The organism is [Leptolyngbya] sp. PCC 7376 (assembly GCF_000316605.1).
Lineage (GTDB): Bacteria > Cyanobacteriota > Cyanobacteriia > Cyanobacteriales > MRBY01 > MRBY01.
The window spans coordinates 559,295-584,198 of the sequence record NC_019683.1 but is presented as its reverse complement, the minus strand read 5'-3'; the positions used below and the strand labels follow the sequence as shown (position 1 = coordinate 584,198).

Genomic DNA, 24,904 nt, shown 5'->3' with positions numbered 1-24,904 from the left:
CTATGCCACTTAATCAAGTGATGACCGATACCCTCAAACAGGCGATCGCCGACCGTAAGGATCAGGTGGATTACCTCGAAGTGCGCGTGCAGCAAAGCGAGTCAACCAGCATTTCATTTCGTGGGCCTCAGTTTGATGGCAGTAATCGCAGTTTTGCCCTCGCTGGCGGGATTCGAGCCTGCCATGATGGTGGCTGGAGTTTTGTTACTTTCAATGGTTTAGAAGAATTGAATGATCGCCTTGATGATGCCATTACCCAAGCGAAACTTGTGGGTAAGGAATCGACTCAACTTGCTCCGAATGGCGCGATTGAAGACTATGTTCCGGTGGAGATTAAGCAGGATCCTCGCACGGTTTCTCTTAAGGAAAAACGGGATTTAGTGGCACGTTATAACCAAATTTTGTTGGATTATGACCCCCGCATTCAAACCACGATGAGTAGCATCAGCGATAAGTTCGTCACCACTTATTTCGTTAATTCCAATGGCAGTTGCATTGTTCAAGAACGCCTCGATGTGAACGGTCGTTTTGGGGCGATCGCCAGAGGAGACGATGGCGTGGTGCGACAGGGTTTTGAATCTCTCAATTCCCGCTGTGATTTTAATGCCTTAATCGGGATTGAAGACCGTGTCAAAGGTGCTGCGGTACGAGCCATTCGTCAGCTAGAAGCGAAGCCTGTGAAAGGTGGCCAATATACTGTTGTCCTTGATCCTTATCTCGCTGGCGTGTTTATCCATGAAGCATTTGGGCATTTATCAGAAGCTGATTTTGTGTATGAAAATCCCCGGATGCAAGAGCTACTCACCATCGGTAAACCCCTTGGCATTAAACAGCTCAACGTGATTGACGATGCGACGCTTCCTGATCTCCCTGGCACGATGAAATATGACGATGAAGGGGTTCCCGGTCAGCGCAAATATTTGATTAAAGATGGTGTTTTAACCCAGCGACTCCATTCCCGCGAAACTGCAGGCAAGATGGCGGAGGAACCGACAGGTAATGCTCGTGCAATTCTCGCGTCCTATCCTCCTCTTGTGCGCATGACTAATACGGCGATTGAACCCGGTGATACACCTTTTGAAGAGATGATTCAAGACATCGATGAAGGAGTGTATGCGGTGCGGATGCTCGGTGGTCAAACGAATGGCGAGATGTTTACTTTTGCAGCAGCGGAAGGCTACATGATTCGCGATGGCAAAATTGCAGAACCTGTAAGTGATGTGACCCTCAGCGGCAACGTTTTCCAAACGCTCAATGATATTGAGTCGATTGGTGACGACACGCTCTATACCAATGGTGGCTGCGGCAAAGGTGGTCAAGGTGGACTTCCTGTCAGTGTTGGTGGCCCTCATCTCCGTATTAAAAATGTTGTGATTGGTGGTCGCTAAAAACGCAATCAGATCGCGTTGTCATCACAAAAAATAAATGGAATTATTACTCCGTCGCTTGGTTAGCAGGTGACGGTTTTTATTTGCTTGCATGGGCGTTTGTTTGGAATGAGAAAGTTTAGGTTTTGAGTTTAGGTTTTGCAAGGAGCTGTTCTAAAACGATCAAAACGCCAAGACAAGGCACAATGCTGACTGCTGCGGCTAACCAAAATCCATGGGCGATCGCCGGAATTTGGTCTAATGCCCAACCGCCTAAAGGAGGGCCAATCAGATAGCCGATCGCCCAACATTGGGAATTGAGCGCCATGTAAACGCCGCGTTGGGATTCGGGTGCAAGATCGACAACCAAAGATGAAGCCGATGGTGTGTAGCTAATCATCGCAAAGGACATAATTCCAAGGGTGGCGATCGCCCCGATAAGCATTGGCAGCGCAGACATTCCTACACCCCACATCATCGTAAAACCGCATCCCCAAAGCAGCAGAGATATCATTAATGCTTTGGGGCGGCTGAAACGATTTAAGAGACGGGCAACAGGCAATTGGCAAACCGACGCAAAAATGACGTGCCAAGTGAATAGCAGTGTAATCAGTTCGGGCTGGGCTTCCACAAAATTTGTCAGGTAGAGGGGAGCAGTACTCTGAATTTGTGAAATATACATGGTGAAAATAATATTCACCGCAAGGAAAACCACCAGCCGGCGATCGCCTAAGGCTTTGCTCCAACTTTCTAGAATTGGTGCTTTATCCTGTCCATCGACATGCTGATAATTTTGGCTTTCTTTAATCGCAAGGAAAACTAATCCGAAAAATGCGACAAACGAAATGCCATCCAACACAAATAGCAAGCGGTAATTATTAATCGTTGAGATAATTACGCCGCCGAGGATCACGCCCACACCCATCCCCACATTGTCTGCCAGACGGGCGATCGCAAAAGCTTCATTACGTTTTTCTTTTGTCGCAAGATCCGCCACAATCGTTTCGGTTGCTGGCCAATACAATCCCACTCCTAAACCCTGTAAGAGATTCCCGGCAATGAGCATCGAAAATGTATTGGTAGAGGCTAAAGCAACGTCGGCGATCGCCGAAATGGCTAACGCAATGAGCAATGTCTTTTTGCGACCCCAAGCCGGATTATCTGCCCATGATCCCCCCAGAAAGCGACCCAAGACACCCGATATCGAGGCGCTACCAATTGCAATTCCCACTTGCGTAGAAGTTAGGCCAACCGTATTTACAAAAAAAATCGGCGCGTAGAACAAGATAAATCCCGTGCCGATATGAGAAAGAAGTCTGCCCGCTGCCAAGATCCAGATCTGTAAATCTAGACCTAGCAGCCAAGCTTTTGATGTTTTGCCCATGAAAAAATGACAGTAAATGCCGCCCTAAATGTCGGAATCTAACAGTTTAAAGCCGTTTTGGGTGGGATGGGGCAAACCAAGTTCGTCGCGATTCACTTCATTGACCAAGTGATCGAGAGCTGGCAAAGAACGTGGAAAGCGACTATCGAGATTTAAAAATCCAACTAACCGGAAGCGTTTGAGGTTCTTTGGGTGCAAAATCGCATCGACCCCTGTAAAGTCTTGACTTCGGTAAACCAACTGCGATGCTAACCGATCTGTTGGTGGACGAGGAGGTGAAGGAATTTGCCTGAGCCATTTCTGCAAATTGATGTCGGGATCCGTGGGTTTCACCAATTCATACTGTGTGATCTGACCGGGCGTTTCCTCGTAGCTGAGAGCCAAGGGATATTTCTCATCAAAATAAGCGCGTAAAATTAACCAAAGATTATCCTCGGGAGCTGCGGCAAGTTCTGCTTCGACAATGCTTAATGCTTTTTCTGGTTGGCGATCGCCCAACAATAAAACCTGAACCACTGTCGGAAATTCTTCAAGTTCATCGAGATAAGGAATGGGTAAGTCATGCCACCAACTCATCCGTGCTATCCGTTCTTTTAGAGATAGAACTATGTCATCTTCTGGATCGAGCCGTGCGATTAATTCTTCATGTAAGGCAATGCATTTTTCCACTGTGGCAACGCGATATTGGGCGAGAGGTTCTCGATCCCAATTACCAAGGGTCATATGGGCTGGGGACATTAAACATTGCAGAGCAAGGGCGGCGATCGCCTTTTCTTCGTTACCTTGAGCGAGATGGCTGAGCCCTAACATAAAATAATTGGATGACACTGGATCGCGCGGTAACAGTTGAATGCTGCGTTCTAAATAAGTTTGAGCCTGCGCTAAATCTAATTCTGCTAATAGAATGCCAACATTTTGATTAAAGTAAAAATCATTGGGGGCTGCTTCAAGACCTTTGAGCAAGTACTCTGCCGCTAATTCTGTGCTTTTTTGATAGTCTTCTGGCGAATCCTCTTGATAAGTTCGATTTTCGAGGAACCAGAATGCAATATATAAGGCATAGTTTGGATTCCAACGGTTAATCTCACTCGCCGTCGCCATATCGATAAAAGCTTTTTCGTTTTGCCCCTGCTCCCAAGCCAGGCGGCCAGAACTAAATAAATTCATTGACCAAGTTGTGGGAGCCACTGCAAATAAAGCGATGAACATACCTCCCAAACTACCGAGGCTGAGAATGCGGCGTTGGGGTGTTGCGAGGGTTTGGGGTTGTGTTGGTAATGTTTGATCGGCGGCGGCGATGAGAAGTATAACCGTGAGCAGTAGCGGAAAACTAATGGCAATATTTTCGAGCTGATAATCGGTGAGGGATGCACCGCCATAGGCAAGCCAACTGCCTCCGACACCATACACTAGCCGTTTCATCTGAGGGCTATCGGAAATACTCTGAATCTTCCAACCGAGTCGGATGAGTTGGAAAAGGAGAAAGGCGATCGCCGCGCCACCGATTAAGCCCAGTTCTGCAAGCAAATGGGGAGGAGTGCCGTGGAGTTGTTGAATGTGTGCAGCGCCAGCACCAACCGTAATGGGTCGATAGAGATTATAAATCCGAGACATATTGCCCAAACCTGCACCAGTGAGGGGGCGATCCCGCAGGATATTTAAACCACTGCGCCACATAAATAGTCGATCTTCTGTTTGACCATCAACCTTAAATTCCACTGCCGGCAAACCACCCGACCCATCCACCTGAATCACTCGTTGGACGCGAGGATGCTGGAGACCAACAATGAGTAATAGGGTTAAAATACCTGCCGATAAGCTACTGAGGATTAATCGTTTTTTTCCTTTCGTCCGCCAGATCACAAAGCTAATAGTGGCGATCGCCCAGATCAGTAATCCTAAAAATGCCCCACGCGATGAACTGGTGTAGATTACAAAAACAGATGGTATGCAGAGCGGTAGGAATAGGGCAATTTTTTTGATCGGTCTCTCAACAGACAGCACAAAACTCAAAATGAGCGGCAACATTAAACAAAAATAAGCGCCTACAAAATTGTGATGCCCGATGGGAAAGAGATTGCGATCCGGACGACCAATATTCAGCCAGCCGGCGATCGCCCAGATACTCATTCCAGCACCGAGAATGACCCAAAATCGCCAAATATTTTGCAAGTTCCAGCCGCCGCGCCCAAGGAAATTTCTGAGAGCATATAATGCCACGCCATAACCAATAACAGTCACTAACTGCCACGCTGCGACTCCCGGAAATGGCGCAAAGATTGTCGATAAAATACAGGCGATCGCCACAGCTAGCACTGCCCAATCCAACCCATAACCGAGGGGATGAAATGGCAACTCAAACTGTCGAATTAAACCTAGTAGTGCGATCCCCAAGCAGAGAAACCCTGCTTGCCACAGTAAAATGGGCGGGAAAGTCACCATCAAGAAATAACTACTCGGCAGTATCATGAAGACAGTGAGAATTAAAACTCCAAAGTAGCCGAGCCATTGCCACCAAGGCAGTTTAAGTCGTTCGAGCAGTGACTGTTTTTCCATGCAAATTACTCAGATTCTTGTCTAGAAATGCCGCAGCCTTCCCAGCATATCTCGCATTTTTTGATTGGGATACCTGCCTCTGGTAAATCGACCCTGGCTCTTTGGCTCCAATCACAAACCCAAGGACAAATTATTTCCACTGATGCGATTCGCCAGAAACTTTATGGGGATGCAAATATTCAAGGAAAGTGGCCCGAGATTGCTCACTGCGTTGATGAAGCGATTCAAAGGGCGATCGCCATAGAACAAACCATTATTTACGATGCCACCAATTTTCATCGAGGTTGGCGACAGGACTTTCTCGCACGATATTCCTATCTGACTTGGGTAGCTTGGCAACTACATACTCCTTTTCGAGAATGCTGGGAGAGAAATCAATTGCGATCACGGCAAGTGCCATTTGAAATTATGCGACAAATGCTAGAGAGATTAGAAGCAGAGCCACCCCAATGTGTTGAGGGATTTGAAGAGATCATTGCCGTTCAAAATAGCAATCACAAGTGCTTTAAGGCCCTGAAAAAACTGCATCCTCAATATCTTGGCGACTAAGGGAATATTTGAACGAGCGCTTAATATCAGATCCATCAGCTCCAGCTTTGACATAGCATACTGCCAATTCTTCAATCTCTAAACAGATAACGGCTTGCCAGTTGGGGCGATTAACAGTCCAACAATGCAGTGCATCTGATTGTTGCTCACATCCGAGGGATTGTAACCATCGCTCAATTTTTGGCAGGGGATGATTATAGAGCGGACTATCAACAGAAGGCATTGCAGACATAGTTGCTTGGCGATAACGCGACGGAAAATGAAGGATAAAAAGTTGATTTTAGTTTAACAACTTGGCGTTAGCCATGGAATTAATTTGTTGTTCCCTGACTCAAACTCAAGGTGATCGCCAGCAACACACAACCGAAAAATGTTGCTCCCATAATAAAAAGTGCAAAAATCTCCCCTGCCGAGAGAGGTCGATCTGTGGGATCAAGATATGCTGAACTCTGATAATTTGTCTCACCCTCCTCAGATTCTTGATTGGTCTGAATCACGCTATAACGAGAAAAACCTATTTTGAGATCGTAGAGCGATCGCCGTTCTGGATTACTGAGAGTTCCATAGGCTTCATTGAGCCGTTGAAACTTTGCTCTCGCCTCCACTTCCGGTAAAACAGTGGTATCTGGGTGAAACTTTTTACTCAGCCGCCGATACTGCTGGCGGATTTCCATTGGGGAAGCCGTCGGATTTAAATCCAGCACGCCATAATAACTGAGAGCGATGCGCGTTTTTACATCTAACGTTTTTTTGTGGGCGCGAGAATTCGGCGAAGATTGTGCCATCGTGATCAGATGCCAAAATTTCTGATATCTTACCGCGCACTTCCAGCTTTGACCTGATGAAAACCGCATTTTTGCGGAATTTGCTGAGTCATCTTTTTCTTATCTAGTTATGCGGCGATCACTATGACCCTCAGGCCCCTAGAGTCAGTCTTGCAACATCTCATGCACCAAAAAGCATGGGAACATCAACAACATTTCCAAACCCTTACAACCCTTTGGCAACAGCAACTCCCCACCAAAACAATCCTCAATAGCCGTCCCCACAGCATCCAGAATAAAATCCTCATTGTTTCTACCAGCAATAACACTTGGTCACAGCACCTCACCCTCCAGCGCATCAATATCTGCACCAAGCTCAATACCAAACTCAAACCCAGCCAAACCCTCGAAGATATTCGCTTCACCACAGCCCACTGGCATCAAAAGCCAGCATATTCTCCCTTGGCTGATCCTGACCTACTGCATCCGAGCCGCACTGACTCTCCCTCTCCTAAACGAAGTCGTCGAAATACTCAATCTCCGAGTAATGCTGTTCGATCATGGCTTGAACAGCGACAGCAACAATTCAAAAACCAACCCCTATGCCCAAAGTGCCAAGCACCTACTCCTAGCGGTGAACTTGAACGCTGGAAAGTTTGCCGTTGCTGTGTAGCCCAAGAATGGCACCGGAATTGTCCCTAACGAACTTTAGTGATTACCGACCATCAAGATTTCAATAGAAAAAAATTGACCTAACTGATCCGTATCAAAAAACTTCCAAACAACTTATTTGTGCCTGTTACTTAAGTAGTTTGATCTATTAAATGAAGTTATCCTGAGGAACTCTTTGACCCCAGAAAAACTTGTTAGAATTGATCCCGAATATAAACAGCTGTTTTTTTCGTCAAAATCTCCACTGATTACATCAAAACAAAAAACGTATCTACTTGTTTACATAACGCAATGGAGAATATAAAAAAAAGCTGAATAAAGACAATGTTTGAAATGCTCCATATAGGCTATTGCCTATGGTTTTGAGTCCGCTTTGTAGCAAATCTTACACAAGTCATAATAAACACACATAAAAGCTCCGATCAATATTTCCCTTTAGCTCCAGCCACCGTAATGAATAGCCAATCCTGCTCTATTTCCTCTTGCAAAAATTGTAGTCATTTCCGTACAGAAGGCAGAAGGGGTGGCATTTGTGAGCAATTTGGGACATTCACTGATCCCGCCTGGAGCGCTTGTCCTCTGGCGATCGCAGCTTTCGAGAGTGCAACAGAAGAAATCCAACCACTCGCTGCATTAGAGCATTCCTTCACTCTAGAGCTACCAAAAGTGCCTATTGTGAAAAAGTCCCCTGACAAACCAGCTTATTCTGAGTTGACATAAGCCTAGTGAGCGATATGTTATGTTGCTTTTGACTTGAAACATTAAGACATAAACTTGTTAGTAAATGCTTATATCTCAGAAGGTTATCTTAATGAGAACTTAAGATGATTCTGGGATGAATTTGCTGTGTTTTATATTTTGTTCATTACATAAATGACAATCAATGTGGATGTCACTATCGGTGTTATTCTCAACATTTATTGTTGCATGAACTTTTAAACAAATAACTTTCCATAACATAAATATTGCTAGCTTAGGCGATTCTTTATTTGTTGAAGCATTGGTTCAGACTCACTATTTTTGCATCCTTCAATTGCAAAGATATAGATATTCTGTAAATGCCCGACTACATAGATAAGTATTTATTCTTGGGGGATATCTTCACCATCAAACATCAAAAAATCTCCCTTTAATCGACAAAAATCGGTAAAATAAAGCGTAAAGGCAAGATTAAATCATTTTTTGAGCCCAATTTTTAGACCTCAAAACTATTGCTGCTTTAATAGCCGTTTTCCTTTCGATCTATGCTTCAAGACAGCCTGACAATTCGTTACTACCAACGTTTGACTGATGCCATGGTAGAGCTATGGCGGCGGGGCAATCGTTATGAAGATATACGTAACTACATGGATGGTTACATTGCTTGCTTGCGCCATACAGGTTCATTAGAGGCGTACAAAATCCATCGTCTAGAGGATGAGGCTTTCCGTTTTCTGCGTGATCCCTCGAATTTTGAGCTGGCTTATCCGCAGACGCAAACGGAAACAGACTACCGTTATTAATGTCTGTTTTGACAAGTGAGTTTTTTTTGCATCAATAGATTGAATAATGCCTCGACTAAAAAAAATATATCGCTGCTACCAAAGTGAATATTGATGTTGTTTCGTTGTGTGTTTTATCTCTCATGCATTAATTTTCTGGTGCAATGCTCAGAGCCATTATTCTCTTTTCCTGATATTTTTATACTCTTAAACTCGGCATTTTAGAAGATTTTTTTAGAGGATCTGCAAGGAGGAGGGTGCTTCCAACATATGGCATGAAGCCTATTGAAAGCCTTTCTTCTCAATATTTCCCAGGATGGTGACTTGTTCTGATTACTCCGCCAAAATCATCTGGAGACGGTGAGTCTGAGTCAATTGGATTTCTGCCTCGGTAATTTGATTCAGCATATAAACGACATGTTCAGCATGGAGCAATGTGCCATCATTTCGGCAGCTACCTCGGTAGCGAATTTGCACTTGGTTACCTTCTAATACTTGTTTGAGAGTAATGGCCGTGAGGCGATCGCACAAATTAATTTGCCGAATTTTACCTTTCTTCGATTTTTTCTCGAAAAGAATTTCTGTTGCATCCTGTACCTGCTGAATCCAACTCTCCCAAGTTTCAGTGGCGATCACCTTATCAGTTTTGACATTGATCAAATATTCCGCTTCTGTGAGTAATTGTGTGGCAGCCTTGGATTTGACGGGCACTTCCTCAACCTTAAGTACTGGAATATCGACTGGTAATTGCTCTACTAAGCGTTGTCGAAAATCATTTAGATCGAGAATTTCTTTTAATTCAAAATCAATAATTTCCCCTTCACTAGTAGCGCCAAGAGTCAGAGCGTTGGCGATAGAAATTCTGGGACTTGGGTGGAAGCCATTGGTATAAGCAACAGGCAATGATGCTCGACGGACGACGCGATCAAAGAGACGCACCAAATCAAGGTGACTCACTAAACGCATATCGCCTTTTTTCCCGAACCATACTCGAAATCGTTGGAGACGAGGCTGATCTTTTTGGAAGCCACCAACAAATTCCGGGATTTCTGGAGGTTGATAAACAATGTTGTGACCAAAATCTGTGCCGCAAATGCCACAGTGGGAACAACCATCAAAAGCGCAATCCGGAATTGTTGCTGCCTCTAGCGCCCGATGTAAATCATCCTTGAGCCATTGCTTGTCGATACCTGTATTGATGTGATCCCAAGGCAATGGTGCATCTAGAGGATCTTTATCGTCGAAATTCTCGAAAATATTCCATTCGCCACTTTCAACTTTGCGATATTTCCATGTGAGGTTTGATTCGGCGATCGCTTGTTCCCATGCCCCATAGGCTTTATCGAGATTTTCCCACCAGGAGTCCATCCCTGCACCAAGTTCCCATGCCCGATGGACAACTTTTGATAGACGGCGATCGCCCCGCCCGACAAAATCTTCCATTGCCGAGATTCGGTAGTCAGTGTAATTAACTTTGAGACCCTTAATCTTACGCATTTCTGGTTCAAGGAGGGCTCGTTTACGTTGGAATTCTGTGCTCGAAACAGAATGCCATTGGAAAGGTGTATGTGGTTTGGGCGTGAAATTAGAAATAGTGATATTGAAATTTAGGCGCTTATTACTGAGATGCGCACATTCTTGCCGCAACCAACGCAATGTTTCCGCAATGCCTAACACATCAATATCTGTTTCGCCGGGTAGACCAATCATGAAGTAAAGTTTGACCTTATTCCAGCCTTCTTTTACTGCTGTTTGAATCCCGCGCAGCAACTCCTCATTCGTCAGACCTTTATTGATGACATCCCGCATCCGTTGGGTTCCAGCTTCCGGCGCAAAGGTTAGACTTGCTTTCCGCGTGCCACCAACGACATTGGCAATATTTTCATCGAAGCGATCTACTCGCTGACTCGGCAGTGATAACGAGACATTTTCATCCTTAAGACGATTTCGGATTTCAATGCCTACCGCAGGCAACGCCAAATAATCAGAACAACTTAGCGAAAGGAGTGAAAACTCGTTATAACCTGTTGCCCGCATGCCTTTTTCGATAGCATCTACTACCTTTTCTGGTTCTACGTCAGTGGCAGGTCGCGTTAACATTCCTGGCTGACAAAAACGACAGCCCCGCGTGCAACCTCGACGGATTTCTACCGTGAGGCGATCGTGAACCGTTTCAACAAAAGGCACGAGACCAATGGAATACGCAGGGATCGGTGTGGCAACCCGTCGTAAAATCCGCCTAGGTACATCGTCACGAATCGGATGCACTGAGCCATCAGCTTCCGCCATTTCATAAAAACATGGCACATAAACACCTGGGACTTGTGCCAAATCTAGTAGTGTTTCCTCTTTGCTTAAGCCGTTAGCTTTCGCTTCTTCGAGAATAAAGCCAACTTCTGGTAATAGTTCTTCGCCATCACCAAGCACGACAAAATCAAAAAAGTCTGCATAGGGTTCAGGGTTAGATGTTGCTGTTTGTCCCCCCGCAAAAATGAAAGGATAATCACCATCTTTTCGTTCCTGCCAGGTCAAAGGAATCTGAGCTAGAGATAACATTTCGAGGATATTGGTTGCCCCGAGCTCATAACTCAAACTAAAACCTAAAATGTCAAATTCTTGCAGCGATCGCCGTGACTCTAGGGCAAATAATGGATAATCTTTTTCTTTTAATTTTTCTGCGAGATCAGCAGAAGGAAGATAGGTGCGATCGCAGAGTTGGCGAGGCTGAGCATTGATCACGTTGTAGAGCAATATGTGACCAAGATTTGAGGAGCCAACCTCGTAAATCTCTGGGTAAGTCAGCACCCATCGAATGACGGCTTTATCCCAAGGCTTGTGGACTGCACCCAACTCATTCCCCAGATAACGGGCTGGCTTAAAGACATCCGTTGTGATTAACGCTTCGTAATCAGCTGGTTTGGGACGAGAAACAGCAACTACCACAAAAAAGATCTCCGCCAAATAAAGGAAATTTATCAGTCCTCAATTATAGCGGAGACCTATGAAGATATAGGCAAAGCTTTCTAAGCAATAAACTCTATGCAGCCATCAATTCGTAGCGATGACCCAAGAAATCTGCCTCATCTTCGTAAACTTGGACAAAACGGTCGAGCTGAGTGAGCTCTAGAATCATCCGAACCTGAGTATTCGCGAAACACAAACCAAATTCTTTTCCTTGAGATTTAGCGAGACGATTTGCTTTAACGAGAGCAACAACAGCCGCACTATCAACTAATTTAACTTCTTTTAAATTGATTAAGATTTTGTTAAAGCCATCTTCTCTGATTGCTGTAGTTAATAATTCACTAAACTCAGTAGCATTAGCAGCAGTCAAAGGCGTTTCTGGACAAATCGTTTTCAAGTTTTGGTAAGAAGTCATTGTGCTTATATTCTCCATGTGGGTTTCCCCTTGCAATCATCTTATCCAAGGATTTAGCGAAAAATCAGCTCTGAATAAGAACATTAAGTAAAGCTTGGAGGCCTTTTTTTTCGAAGTATTTATACAATCTTTAAAAAGATTAGAATCCCAGTATGTACTATTGCTATCACTGTAATCTGGCTCATAATAAAATCTGAACACCAAGGGATGGTTCGTGAAGGTCTAGTTATTTTATTTGCACTTTGTATGCTTTTTTACAGTTTTATGAAGCTCAAAAAGTGTGAATCGTCTAAAAAAAAATTGAACGTCTAAAATGAAGTTGAGATAAGAATCAGGGTCGTGATCTTAATCACAATAGAAATGCGGTGTAATCACCCAATAAACAGTAGTAAGGAACAAAAATAATAGTGCAGGTCTCTAAATAGTTAGGTACTGTTCCATCTTTATTATTATGAACACTCCATTTGCAATTCGTCGTTTGGTTGAGAAGGCTCTTTTTATCAAGCAGATGACTCCCGAAATCGAAAATGCCATCAATTCAGAACTGACTCGTCAGGGTCATGTGTCCGATGTTGATTATGAAGCCCTGGAGCTATTAATGTCGGAAATGGATGCTGGCCGCATTCAGCTCGTTCCTAGCCGTTTCCTCGCCTAAGGTCTCTAAACTTTTCCCGCTGAGGGACAGAGGTGGGCGATCGCACAATGTTCGCACTGAGGCTTTCTTGCGTTACAGACTGCGCGTCCATGGTAGATAATCCGGATCGACCAATTTTCCCATTCTGGCTGGGGCAAAAGCTTCATGAGATCCCGCTCGATTTGGATTGGGTTGTCTGATTTGGTAAGGCGCAAGCGATTTGTTAGCCGCTTTACATGGGTATCTACTGTTACACCGGAAATAATCCCAAAGGCATGGGCTAGAACAACGTTGGCTGTTTTTCTCGCTACACCTGCCAAGGTTAAAAGTTCTTCCATGCTCTGAGGTACATCGCCACCATACTGAGACATAATGCGCTCACAGGCCGCTTTGATGTTTTTTGATTTGTTGCGATAAAAGCCTGTTGAACGGACAAGTTGTTCTAATTCTTCAATATTTGCACCAGCAAAGGCTGGGGCGTCAGGAAATCTGGCGAAGAGTGAAGGGGTAACTTTGTTGACGCGCTCGTCAGTGCATTGGGCAGACAAAATGGTTGCAACCATCAACTGGACTGGCGTCTCATAGTCTAGGCTGCAAGTCGTGTCTGGATAGAGTTCATGGAGCATTTCGAGGACAGCTAATGCCCGTTTCTTTTTGCTGCGGGGGTAAGTGACTGCCATTAGGATTGCTGATAAGCGTTCAAGATTTTGTATTGTAATAATCTTTGGCTACAAAATCTTGAAATAAGGGAGTCATCTGCAAGGTGAAACTTAAATCCCGTTGATTTTTACCAGCCGCTTCATCCCCTTCAGAAAGTAGATACCTAGACAGCTTAGCGAGTTAATCCGGCGTTTGAAAAAGAGTGATTTCTTTGAGGTCTTGGGGATGGGTCACAAGATGGTTTTGCACCCATTTACAGCTCTGACTCAGCAGATTGTCTAAATCCAAATTTGACAATTGCATTTTCTCATCGCTATTGGACACTGCCTAATTTATAGCGCCACCATCATGCTCAAGGGTTTGCCGCTCTTTCCCCCTGTAAGTTCCACAATTTCGCTTGCCCGTCATCAAAACTAACAGAGATCAGGGTCTTCCCATCAGGACTAAACACTACTGATCAGATAAAACTGCCATGGTCAAGGGTTTGCAGTTCTTCTCCTTGCAAGTTCCACAATTTTACTTTCCCGTCCTCACCATAAGAGGCAAAGGTTTCCCCATCGCCACTAAGCACCACATCAATGACATAACTGCCATGGTCAAGGATTTTTTGTTTTTCCCCTTGTCGGTTCCACAGTTGCGCTTTTCCGTCACTAAGAGAGATGAGGGTCTCCCCATTGGGACTAAATACCACCTTGGCGACAGAACTGCCATGGTCAAGGGTTTGCAGTTCTTCCCCTTGCAAATTCCACAATTTCACTGTCCCGCCGCCGTTGTCACGACCAAGGGAGGCGAGGGTTTTCCCATCGGGACTAAATACCACATCAAAGACATCGCCATGGTCAAGGGTTTTCAGTTCTTCTCCCTGCAAGTTCCACAATTTTACTTTTCCGTCTTTGCCGCCAGTGGCAAGGGTCTCCCCATCAGGACTAAACACCACCTGCCAGACATAGCTGCCATGGTCAAGGGTTTGCAGTTCTTCTCCCTGTAAGTTCCACAATTTTACTTTTCCGTCTTTGCCGCCAGTGGCAAGGGTCTCCCCATTGACACTAGATACCATATGCCAGGCATGGCGAAGGGTTGTCAGTTCTTTACCTTGTAGGTTCCACAATTTCGCTTTTCCGTCATAACCAACAGAGGCTATGGTTTGCCCATCAGCGCTAAACACAACCTGCTGGACAAGACTGCCATTGCCATGGTCAAGGGTTGTCAGTTCTTCTCCCTGTAGGTTCCACAATTTTATTTTTCCGTCATAATCAACAGAGGCGAGGGTCTTCCCATCGGGACTAAACATTACCTCAGAGATAGAAATAGGGCTGCCATGGTCAAGGGTTTGCAGTGCTTCTCCTCGCAAATTCCACAATTTCACTGTCCCGACACTGTCATAACTACCTATAGAGGCTATGGTCTTTCCATCAGGGCTAAAGGTCACGTCGACTGCATTTTCTATCGTTGTATATTCAATTTCTATGCTGGCTAATTGCTGTTGTGCTGCATCCTGAGCCGACACAGCCTTCACCGAAACTGGTGCAACAACTGCCGTAATGGTCAAAGCGGCGATCGCCCCCATGACATTCAACAAATTCCGCCGATTCGCGTTTTCTAACGGCGTTTTCATTTTTAGTTTGCGCAATAGGTTTTGATTGATTTTGATTTTCGCCATTAGCCACAGTCCTAGAACTTTACCGACGGAACCTTTGCCTCCGTTGTAAATTTATTTTTTGCGGCTGGCGCTGAAAAGATACAAGTCTTTGAATGCCCGCATCCATGCATCAAGTAAGATCAGCGGGAATTGAGTAAATATTGGGCAGGCGATCGCTAGTTTGAGTAATGCTTTTGGGACATCAGCTTCATCTTTAGATAGTCAATTAAAGCTAAAGTCCCACCGCCCTAAAGCTTCCCACCACCAAGATTTTATGAACCAAATTTGTAAGGGTATCTTCGAGGTTCTTGGGGGATTTGGGATTATCTGCCATTGGGCTTCGGGATGCGGGATTGCTTGTATTTCAATTATGGAGAAAATTACTCAAACGGTTCGACAATCATCGAAAATCCCTAGCATTGTGATCCCTCCGGCTTCGCCACCTCCCTTTGTCAGGGAGGCAATGGGGAACAGGAACTAAAACTTTAAAACTTCAGAGCCTGAGCGGTTTTTGCGAGTTGGATAAATTCGCTGCGATAACCCTCAAGATCTGCGCCTTTCGCATCTTGGGCAAGTTTGATAACTTGGTCGAAATTGCTTTCGCCACGATATTCTGAATCTCGCAATAGCATCCCAAATTCTGCCACGGCCGCCGCAAATTGGAAATCTTCTGAAGTACCACGCCATGGAATGATTTGGTTGGCGATCGCCTGTGTAATCAATTCAGACGTATCACCAGTGGGCTGCTTATAACGTAATTTGAGTTGCATTAGCTCATCACTGAAATCAGATGTGGTGGTTGTATTTTCTTGATATTTCAATTCATCAACCTGCGGCAAATCGATAGGTGATTCTGCACCAACCGGAACGACCTCATAGAGCGCTGTGACCTGGTGGCCTGCGCCTAGTTCTCCTGCATCTTTTGTGTCGTCATTGAAGTCTTGCGCTGCCAATAAACGATTTTCATAGCCGATCAATCGATAAGCTTGCACCAAGTTGGGGTTAAACTCCACCTGAATCTTGACATCCTTAGCGAGGGTCACCAGAGTGCCACCCATCTCGGTCACAAGGACTTTTTTCGCTTCGAGAATGCTATCGATATATGCGTAATTACCATTACCGTTATTGGCGAGTTGTTCCATCTTTGCATCCTTGAGATTACCCGATCCAAATCCCAAAACCGTTAGGAAAATATCCTGTTCTCGCTTCTCTTCAATTAACCGAACGAGTTCTGAATCGCTAGACATGCCGACATTGAAATCGCCATCGGTCGCCAAAATTACGCGATTATTACCATTCTCGATGAAACTGTCTGCTGCTTGCTGATAGGCCAATTCAATTCCTTCACCACCAGCCGTTGAGCCACCAGCTTCCAAGCTTTCGAGGGCTGCCAAAATTGTTTCTTTTTCTGCCCCGGATGTCGGTGGTAAAACTAATCCTGCGGCTCCAGCATAAACCACGATTGAGATACGATCTTCTGGCCGCAATTCATTGATAAGCAACCGGAAACCCGATTTCAGCAATGGCAATTTGTCAGCGTCATTCATTGAACCCGACACATCAAACAAAAAGACTAAATTATTTGGTGGTAATTCTTCGCTGGCTAATTTTTGACCCTGAAGTCCAATGCGCACAAGACGATGTTCTGGTTGCCAAGGTGCAGTTGCCACTTCGGTATTAATCGCAAAGGGTTTGCCATCGGTGGGTTCGGCATAGTCGTAACTGAAATAGTTGATTAACTCTTCGATGCGCACAGCGTCAGGTGGCGGCAACATTCCATCATTAAGAAAACGACGCACATTGCTATAGGCTGCGGTATCTACATCGATCGCAAAGGTAGACAGTGGGTCAGTTTGGGCGAGGAAAAACGGATTATCTTCGATGAGATTGTAATCTTCTTGGCTGAGATCTTCACCCTGAAAGGGTTCGCTAGGGGGTTGCATTTCCCTTTCTGCTGGGGCTGCCGCTGTTGGCATTGGTGCTTCTTCTGCTAATTCCGTCGCTTGGTCACCCTCTGCCATAGGCGATCGCCCAACTGTTTCATTTTGAGGGCCACTCGAACAACCCGCTAAGATTTGCCCGCCCGCTAGAAATAATGCCAACAGTAATGCAACTTGGCGATCGCCTAATTTTTTTTGCCCGAAACTGCCAAGAAAATAACCCATAACCTTTATTCCTCTATCGATTACTTTCAAATTAGCAGCAGGATTTATCGAGATGCTTGGGGTTTAGAAAATGGAAACGTTAGCCCAACGGCAACGGCATAACTGAGATAACTTCGTAGATTCAGAAGGGCGATCGCCTCGGATCACCCAATTAAAGTGTGCAATTAAATAGCCTGCTCAAACCGCTTGATTTCACCGCAAGCGATATAGGACTTTCCGTCGGGGCCTGTGCGGACTTCCTCGACCACGTACATCATGCCTTCCTCTCGTACTGATCGCGGAAAGCGCATATTCCAATTTGGCTCGTAACCATCGGCAACCACTCGCGCCCGTACTTTTCGACCTGCCTTCACACATTGCACCAACACACCATCACCAACCGCATCTGTAACAGGAAGAGCTGCAGCATTGGCTGGACCTCTCGATGCTTTGCGAGCTTTAGCTGGACTAGAAGGCGATCGCCGGGCAAACCGATCCACTTCCCCTGCTTTCACGAAACGTGTAATCGTCCCTTGTAACCGATAAAACGTCCCATTCTTCGACAACTCTAGTCCTTCCACCACATAGCGAGCGCCTTCAGCGCGAATCGCTCGGGGAAACTGGATATTTTTATCGGTGTCGTAACCCTCGGATAGCACTTTAATGCGTAATTTGCCCTCTTCGCGAATACAGTGCAATTCGATACCATCACCAAGCTCATTGACCACCGTCATAGCAAATATTTCATCCCCGGCAGTGACACCACGACCCACCAAATCACGACGATTTCGGCTCAGGGTTTGATAGGTCTGATCCCGCATCTCCTTACGGCTGGCATTGCCTAGGGCTTTTTGAGCGATGCAATCGCCGAAATACTCTAACTGCTCAATTTCCTCAGCAATTTCAAAATTCTCATCTAGCCCTTGATCCTTCAGCTGTTGAACCAATTCCCGCAGGATTCGTTCTCCTTCTGGATGTTGCCCTTGTTCTGCCAGAGCCAGCGCTGTTTCTTTGGTTTTGGCGATGGTCAAATGGCTAATCTCCAACAAGATATGACTGGAGGATGCCGCCGCCGCTTCTTCCACAGTGCCAATCTTAGCCACCACATCCACCGTGCCGGAAATAGGCTCAATGCGATCGCTCTTCACCACATCAGCACTATAGTGAACTGTCATCACAGGCAACTCTCCCACCGATGCCGCGGGCAAATTCAAGCTCAATCCTAAAAGCTTATCCTCTCCCTCATAAAGTTCTCCCAAACTAATCACAGACTGTCCCGCATTGTTTTGACTTACCTGCGCCAAACTAAGCGTTTCAGCTAACTCAACCTCAGGGGCTAGCTCTAGAGTTGTAACCAAATTTTGGCCAACAACTGCTCTCAAACTAGCTAGTTCAATACCAAAAACATCGGTCGCATCATCAATACTTTGAATGAAGTAAAAATTCCCACCAGCAACTCGCGCCATACCAATCAATAGGTCTTCATTAAAACCCTGTCCAAAGCCCAATGTTGTGGTAACAATTCCTTCTTCCGCTTTTTGTTTTGCAGTATTAGTTAAAATCTGAGGATCACAAATACCAACATTCGCTAAACCGTCAGTTAGTAACAACACACGATTGATTTTTTGTGGATCAAATTCTGCCTTTACATGTTCACAGCTTTTCAACCATCCTCCAGATAAATTAGTGAGTCCACCAACTTGAATACTACGGATTGCTTTCTTCAGCAATGCTTTATCAGTGACAGCCTGCGGGGGAATAACGGTATCCACCATGTCGTCATATACAACCAACGACAAGGTATCGTTTGGCCCCATTTGGTCGACCACAGCCTCAGCTGCTTGGAGAGCAAATCGTAAGCGGTTTCCAGCCATTGAACCAGAGCGATCAATCGCTAGGGAAAGATTTAGATCCCGACGAGGCGTTTGGGGGATATCAACCTGGAATTTAAGCAGTAGGTTATTTTTTGCAGCGGCACCAGCCGGTAAAATGACTCGATCAAAATCGTAGTTCGTCTTAAGCATGGTTATCTTTTAGAGTGAACAATCTAGGCCATTTAGCTCTCTACTATTATAACAATTTTGCAGACTTATTGCCTTCATTTAAAGCCATAAAAAAACAATTTTTTTTAAAATTTTAAGATGGCGTATTTTGTGGCAAAAATAGGAATTTTGATTGTTTTTTTGTCGGTGATATTTTGGGGATATACTATGGTGTTTGTCTCTCTAATAATTATTCCAGAAAGATTGCTTTAATCGCTTGGTGATCACTCGAAATTAGCAAGCTGAAAGCTTAGGGAAAGTAATGATGGGAGATGAGATTTTGCGGATTTTACAGGTCACTAAATATTGCTGGTATGCGAGCTTGGTGCATGCAATTTCTGAGTAGGCTAAATACTTTTACTAGAATTGGAGATTTTTAGTTTTTCCAGTTGAGCCAATGACGCTCGTGACTACAGTTGCTAGTGCCCACAAACCTTTAGAGTCATCGCTGATTTCTGCCTTGCCTTTGGATCTTGTTGTGGTTTGAAGAGAGGTTCAAGGTAAACTAGCAAAGTTAATTTATTGTCCTTTGTCCTTTCCCATGGCAACTTACCTCATTGAAGTTGGTACAGAAGAACTACCTGCTGATTTTGTCGCTTCGGCGATCGCCCAATTACAGACTCGCGTTTCGGAGAGTTTGGGTGAGCAGTTTCTGACTCCAGAATCTATTGAGGTTTATGGTACGCCTCGTCGTTTGGCGGTTCTATTGAAAGGCTTAGCGGAAAAGCAAGCGGATCGCGAAGAGGAGATTAAAGGGCCTCCGGCATCGGCAGCATTTAGGGATGGCCAACCCACTAAAGCAGCGGAAGGTTTTGCGCGGAAACAAGGAGTTGCGGTTGAGGATTTAGAAGTTCGCCCGACAAAAAAAGGCGATTTTGTCTTTGTACAAAAAACAACTCTCGGTCGTGAAACGAAGGGCATTATTCAAGAATTAGTTTTGGGTTGGTTTACGGCGCTGGAAGGTCGTCGCTTTATGCGGTGGGCGGATGGTGATTTGCGTTTCCCTCGTCCTTGGCGTTGGTTGATTTCTCTCTGGGATGACGAGATTTTGCCTCTCGAAATCACTATTGGTTCTGACACCTTAACCTCGGGTCGCCAATCTCGTGGTCATCGCGTTCTCTGCAAAGATGAGGTGATTATCGATACCGCTGAAAATTATCAGGCGAAGTTGCGGGATGCGTTTGTAGAGGTTGATTCTGATAAGCGTCGTGCAACCATCGAGCAGGCGATCGCCGAAGCTGCGGCAGGTATTAATGGTGACGCAGACATTCCCGAAGATTTGTTGGATGAAGTGATTAACCTAGTGGAATATCCCACGGCGGTTGTCGGTAATGTCGAGGAAGAATTTTTAGAGTTGCCAGTGGAAGTGATTACGACGGTGATGGTGACCCACCAACGTTACTTCGCGGTGAATAGTAAGGAAAATCCCGATGAGTTGTTGCCGAAATTTATCACGATTTCCAATGGCGACCCGACAAAAGCAGACATCATTGCAGCGGGTAATGAGCGAGTGATTCGGGCACGTTTGGCGGATGGTCAATTTTTCTATAAAGCTGACTGTGACGAGCATCTCGATACTTATCTACCGCAACTCGAAACCATGACCTTCCAGAAGGAATTGGGCACAATGCGCGAAAAAGTAGACCGCATTATGGAGATGTCCCAGCAAATTGCCGAGCAACTTGATTGTTCTGATGCCGAGAAAGAGGCGATCGCCAGCACTGCGATGTTATGTAAGGCAGATTTAATGACGCAGATGGTCTACGAATTCCCTGAGTTGCAAGGGATTATGGGTCAGAAATATGCGGTGGTCAGCGGTGAATCGAAAGAAGTTGCCGAAGGTATTTTCGAGCATTATCTTCCCCGTGGCGCAGATGATATTATGCCCCAAACCCTAACGGGTCAAGTCGTTGGTATGGGCGATCGCCTCGATACCTTAGTTAGTATTTTCGGGTTGGGGATGTTGCCGACGGGTTCCTCTGATCCTTTTGCGCTACGCCGGGCAGCGAATGCCATTGTTAATGTCACTTGGGAAGCGCAACTTGGGATTAACTTGGCAGATTTGCTAGCCCAGGGTGCAAAGGCATTTGTTACGGCTCACTCGGATAAAGAATCTCCCCTCGATAATCTCCAAAAGTTTTTCATTCAACGCATTCAAACCCTGCTTCAAGATGAAAAAGGCATTGATTATGATTTGGTCAATGCGGTGTTGGGTGGTGACTCTGAGTACACCGAACGCGCTTTAACCGACCTCCTCGATGTCGGCGATCGCGCGAATTATTTGCAGAGTATCCGTAACGATGGGCAACTGGAAAAAATCTATCCCACGGTTAATCGTTCGGCAAAGTTAGCGAAAAAAGGCGATCTTGATACCACCAGCTTGAATCCTGAAGGTCTCGTCAATCCCGATAAATTCGAGCAGAAATCTGAGCAGGAACTTTACGATGGCCTCGTGAAACTTGTTCCCACCACCGAAGCAGCCCAAGCGGAACGCAACTATCAAAAACTTGTGGATGGTTTAACGGAACTAGCGCCAACGGTTGAGCGATTCTTTGATGGGGAAGACAGCGTCCTCGTGATGGCCGAAGACCCTGCTATTAAAACGAATCGTCTAAATCTCCTCGGTTTACTTCGTAATCATGCCCGTGTCCTCGCTGATTTTGGGGCGATCGTTAAACAATAGATATCGCTTGAGTCTTGATAGTTCCCCTCCTTGTAGAGGTTAGGGGTGGGTTCTCGATCGGTTATGTAACCATGTTTGGGTGCTTGCTGGTTTGGAGGCGAGCCAAACAGTAAATTTCTTGTTTACATAAATTCTTCGATAAGTGAGCTGCGTTAGCATCACAGGTGAAATGTTTTTCGTCTGTACATCATGAGAGAAGCAAGATAATGAGTAAATCGAAGCCGCCACAAAGCCCACCACCGCCACCACCATCTTCTGAACCACCAACATCATCTGAACCACCACCATCATCTGAACCACCTCCAACGACTGAAGCTCCTCCTCCTGCGCCACTATCGACTGAAGTGCCTCCATATGACCCACGAGATGAAATTGATAGTAAGGTAAGGGCAAGGGAACAGGCGTTTGATTTTAAGACGGTTCAGTTAGATGAGCGGGGTCAGATTGTTAAGCAGATTCATACCAGAGTATGGCAATTGGTAGAAAGCCTTAGAGGTGGGGTCAAGCTAGAAATGGTGCGGATCCCCAAAGGGGAATTTGACATGGGGGCATCGGAAAGTGAGAAAGACCGAAATAATAACGAGTCACCCCAACATTCTGTCGCGATAGAAAAAGACTTTTACTTTGGTAAGTTCCTCGTTACACAGGCTCAATATGAAGCTGTAATGGGAGAGGGTTCTGTCGAGAATTTCAATGAAACAGGTCAATATCCAGTTGCTGACATTTCGTGGGATGATACTCAGAAATTTTGCGAGAAGTTAACGGAGATCAGCAATAAGAGAGAAAGTGGCTTGAAATTACAATATCGACTGCCTAGTGAGGCGGAGTGGGAGTATGCTTGCCGCGCTGGAACAACGACGCCTTTTTACTTTGGAGAAACTTTAAGTCCAGAAGTTGCCAACTACTATCATCAAGGGATGAATAGAATGACAACCCCAAAAGGTAAATTTCCGCCGAATAGGTGGGGCTTACAAGATATGCATGGCAATCTCTGGGAGTGGTGTCAGGATGATTATCATGCTAGTTACCAAGATGCGCCAACTAATGGCAACGCATGGGTTGATGAACCACCCAATGACATTAAAATTCTGCGCGGCGGTTCTTGGAACTACTCTCCTACTTACTGTCGTTCTGCGTCTCGCATCAGGTGTAACCGCGACTTCAGGCTCAGCGACGACGGCTTTCGGGTTGCTGTTTCCCCCCAGTGATTGCCCTCTTTGCACTCTTGCCCTCCGCCGTTTTTTGTAACACACTTGTAGGATGGGTGGAGCGAGTAAATAAATTATTACCCTCACCAAAAAATCATCATCGAGCGCAACCCATCTTTTTTTGAATTTAATATCCGAAAAATCATCATCGAGCGCAACCATCTCTTTTTTGATTTTGATATCGATCTCCAAAACGATGCGTTACGACGGAACATGATTTTTCGGTGGAGATATTTTTATTTTTGCCGTCTCCACGCATCCTACGGTTTATTCTCTACCTCGAAAAAGATGCGTTACGACGGAATGGGATTTTTCGGTGGAGATATTTTTATTTTTGCCGTCTCCACGCATCCTACGGTTTATTCTCTACCTCGAAAAAGATGCGTTACGACGGAATGGGATTTTTCGGTGGAGATATTTTTATTTTTGCCGTCTCCACGCATCCTACGGCGGTGGATTGACGAAAATTTCCAATCTTCGGGCTTCTCACACAATTGATGCTTGACGGGGTTGAAATGAATGTAATTCAAATGATTCATAAAATCCCGCTCATCCCGAATGTAATGCTCCCAAAATCGCCGCTGCCAAACATATTTCTCGCCCCGCTTCTCCCGCGATAAATTTGGCTCATGCTGAAATTGTGGCAAATGTCCGATCCTGCGGGTCACAAAACCTTTGATGCGCCTCATCCGCCCCGAAAAATCATTGTCCCCTTCCGGCAAACTCATCAACAAATGAAAATGGTCGGGCAACAACACAAACCCTTCAATACCAAACGGATAATCTTGCCGCACAGATTGAATCGCCTGTCGCAATACTTGCCGCGGTAAATCATCACATAACCAAGATTGCCGCTGATAGGTGACCTGCGTGATGAAATATGTACCACCTTCCAACTTTACCCGTCGATAATCCGTCATCTTTTCACATTACATTTCATGGAACGGGTGGCACGAACAACAAAAAATTTGCCGTAGGATGGGTGGCGCGAGCAATAACAACATGACACAAACCAATAATTTCACATCGAGCAAAACCCATCAATAAACAAGCCCCATAAAAATGATCCCAAAAAGATGCGTTACGACGGATGAGAAATGATTGGTTAAATGCATGGTTTTACCACCGTCTCCACGCATCCTACGTAAAATATAAAAGCGGTATGTGTTGTGCGAGAAAACCATGATTGCCCTAACCGAACACCCTCAAATGACCCCTGAGGAATATCTAGAGTTTGAAAAGACCAGCGATATTAAACATGAATATATCGATGGTGAAATTTATTCGATGGCTGGCACTGGAGGCTTTCATAACATCATCAGTGGAAACCTCTACATTCTGTTGCGCGGTAAACTCGGCAATTCTGGATGTCGTACCTATTTTGCAGATATGAAGGTCAGACTTAATGAGGGTCGAAAATTCTTTTACCCAGATCTTTTAGTCACTTGCGACGAACGAGACCAACCAACAAATACTTATACAGATTTCCCGAAGGTAATTGTAGAAGTCCTATCACCATCAACCGCATCCTTTGATCGTGGCGCAAAATTTGGGTTTTATCGCAGTATCCCGAGTCTGCAAGAATACATCCTTATCAACTCCGACACATATTTAGTGGAATGTTTCCGCCGTCAAAAAGAAGACATGTGGTTATTCCAAACCTATAGCGGCTTAGAGGCGATCGTCGGATAGGTACGCAATTATAGTAAGGAATAGGGCTCAGGGTGCAGTAATAACTACGT

Annotated in this window: 20 protein-coding genes; 9 read left to right on the top strand and 11 right to left on the bottom strand. The window is 45.2% G+C overall.

From position 1 onward, the window contains the following. The first annotated feature begins 2 nt into the window (after positions 1-2). Entirely contained in the window at positions 3-1,388 is a 1,386-nt protein-coding gene (locus LEPTO7376_RS02605; protein WP_015132731.1) for a TldD/PmbA family protein, read from the top strand. Between the two features lie 118 nt (positions 1,389-1,506). Here LEPTO7376_RS02605 and LEPTO7376_RS02600 read toward each other — a convergent pair whose 3' ends face one another. Further along, positions 1,507-2,751 (bottom strand): MFS transporter, encoded by a 1,245-nt coding sequence (locus tag LEPTO7376_RS02600; protein WP_015132730.1) that lies wholly within the window; start codon positions 2,749-2,751, stop codon positions 1,507-1,509. A 24-nt stretch (positions 2,752-2,775) separates the two neighbouring features. After that, the gene (locus LEPTO7376_RS02595) at positions 2,776-5,307 is read right to left on the bottom strand and encodes an O-antigen ligase family protein (RefSeq protein WP_015132729.1); all 2,532 of its coding nucleotides are present in this window, start codon (positions 5,305-5,307) and stop codon (positions 2,776-2,778) included. Between the two features lie 27 nt (positions 5,308-5,334). Between LEPTO7376_RS02595 and LEPTO7376_RS02590 the strand changes: the two genes are divergently transcribed. After that, positions 5,335-5,856, top strand: a complete 522-nt coding sequence (locus LEPTO7376_RS02590; RefSeq protein ID WP_015132728.1) for an ATP-binding protein — start codon at positions 5,335-5,337, stop codon at positions 5,854-5,856. Here LEPTO7376_RS02590 and LEPTO7376_RS02585 read toward each other — a convergent pair. Next, positions 5,813-6,088 carry a DUF3143 domain-containing protein gene (locus LEPTO7376_RS02585; RefSeq protein ID WP_015132727.1) on the bottom strand — a complete coding sequence of 92 codons (276 nt, stop codon included), beginning with the start codon at positions 6,086-6,088 and terminating at the stop codon, positions 5,813-5,815. The genes LEPTO7376_RS02590 and LEPTO7376_RS02585 overlap by 44 nt on opposite strands. 79 nt (positions 6,089-6,167) lie before the next feature. Next, entirely contained in the window at positions 6,168-6,641 is a 474-nt protein-coding gene (locus LEPTO7376_RS02580) for a J domain-containing protein (protein ID WP_015132726.1), read from the bottom strand. Positions 6,642-6,764: 123 nt separating this feature from the next. Between LEPTO7376_RS02580 and LEPTO7376_RS02575 the strand changes: the two genes are divergently transcribed. From LEPTO7376_RS02575 to LEPTO7376_RS02565, 3 genes are all read left to right on the top strand, one after another. Further along, positions 6,765-7,322 (top strand): DUF721 domain-containing protein, encoded by a 558-nt coding sequence (locus tag LEPTO7376_RS02575; RefSeq protein ID WP_015132725.1) that lies wholly within the window; start codon positions 6,765-6,767, stop codon positions 7,320-7,322. A gap of 423 nt (positions 7,323-7,745) precedes the next feature. Then, positions 7,746-8,012 (top strand): hypothetical protein, encoded by a 267-nt coding sequence (locus LEPTO7376_RS02570; protein WP_015132724.1) that lies wholly within the window; start codon positions 7,746-7,748, stop codon positions 8,010-8,012. Positions 8,013-8,536: 524 nt separating this feature from the next. Further along, entirely contained in the window at positions 8,537-8,794 is a 258-nt protein-coding gene (locus tag LEPTO7376_RS02565; RefSeq protein ID WP_015132723.1) for a DUF6761 family protein, read from the top strand. A 312-nt stretch (positions 8,795-9,106) separates the two neighbouring features. Here LEPTO7376_RS02565 and LEPTO7376_RS02560 read toward each other — a convergent pair whose 3' ends face one another. Further along, positions 9,107-11,716, bottom strand: coding sequence for a TIGR03960 family B12-binding radical SAM protein (locus tag LEPTO7376_RS02560; RefSeq protein ID WP_015132722.1), 2,610 nt, complete (start codon positions 11,714-11,716; stop codon positions 9,107-9,109). A gap of 94 nt (positions 11,717-11,810) precedes the next feature. Beyond that, entirely contained in the window at positions 11,811-12,152 is a 342-nt protein-coding gene (locus LEPTO7376_RS02555) for an STAS domain-containing protein (protein ID WP_015132721.1), read from the bottom strand. A 451-nt stretch (positions 12,153-12,603) separates the two neighbouring features. On the opposite strand from LEPTO7376_RS02555, the gene LEPTO7376_RS02550 reads away from it, so the two are divergent. After that, positions 12,604-12,807: a hypothetical protein gene (locus LEPTO7376_RS02550; RefSeq protein ID WP_015132720.1), complete on the top strand. Its 204-nt coding sequence runs from the start codon at positions 12,604-12,606 to the stop codon at positions 12,805-12,807. A gap of 5 nt (positions 12,808-12,812) precedes the next feature. Here the strand turns inward: LEPTO7376_RS02550 and nth are convergent, their stop codons facing one another. The 4 genes from nth to LEPTO7376_RS02530 all read right to left on the bottom strand — a co-directional run bounded on the left by nth (position 12,813) and on the right by LEPTO7376_RS02530 (position 19,253). Further along, a complete protein-coding gene (gene nth / locus LEPTO7376_RS02545) occupies positions 12,813-13,466 on the bottom strand; it encodes an endonuclease III (RefSeq protein ID WP_015132719.1) in 654 nt (217 codons plus the stop codon). A gap of 437 nt (positions 13,467-13,903) precedes the next feature. Next, on the bottom strand, positions 13,904-15,061 hold the full coding sequence (locus LEPTO7376_RS02540) for a WD40 repeat domain-containing protein (RefSeq protein ID WP_160148363.1): 1,158 nt from the start codon (positions 15,059-15,061) through the stop codon (positions 13,904-13,906). A 509-nt stretch (positions 15,062-15,570) separates the two neighbouring features. Beyond that, a complete protein-coding gene (locus LEPTO7376_RS02535) occupies positions 15,571-17,250 on the bottom strand; it encodes a VWA domain-containing protein (protein ID WP_015132718.1) in 1,680 nt (559 codons plus the stop codon). Positions 17,251-17,414: 164 nt separating this feature from the next. Next, positions 17,415-19,253, bottom strand: a complete 1,839-nt coding sequence (locus tag LEPTO7376_RS02530) for a VWA domain-containing protein (protein ID WP_015132717.1) — start codon at positions 19,251-19,253, stop codon at positions 17,415-17,417. A gap of 559 nt (positions 19,254-19,812) precedes the next feature. On the opposite strand from LEPTO7376_RS02530, the gene glyS reads away from it, so the two are divergent. Further along, a complete protein-coding gene (gene glyS / locus LEPTO7376_RS02525; RefSeq protein ID WP_015132716.1) occupies positions 19,813-21,954 on the top strand; it encodes a glycine--tRNA ligase subunit beta in 2,142 nt (713 codons plus the stop codon). Between the two features lie 206 nt (positions 21,955-22,160). Continuing rightward, complete coding sequence (locus tag LEPTO7376_RS02515) at positions 22,161-23,162, top strand: formylglycine-generating enzyme family protein (protein ID WP_015132715.1); 1,002 nt, start codon at positions 22,161-22,163, stop codon at positions 23,160-23,162. Between the two features lie 359 nt (positions 23,163-23,521). Here the strand turns inward: LEPTO7376_RS02515 and LEPTO7376_RS02510 are convergent, their stop codons facing one another. Next, complete coding sequence (locus LEPTO7376_RS02510) at positions 23,522-24,082, bottom strand: REP-associated tyrosine transposase (protein ID WP_015132714.1); 561 nt, start codon at positions 24,080-24,082, stop codon at positions 23,522-23,524. A gap of 262 nt (positions 24,083-24,344) precedes the next feature. On the opposite strand from LEPTO7376_RS02510, the gene LEPTO7376_RS02505 reads away from it, so the two are divergent. Further along, positions 24,345-24,854 (top strand): Uma2 family endonuclease, encoded by a 510-nt coding sequence (locus LEPTO7376_RS02505; RefSeq protein WP_015132713.1) that lies wholly within the window; start codon positions 24,345-24,347, stop codon positions 24,852-24,854. Positions 24,855-24,904: the final 50 nt, after the last annotated feature.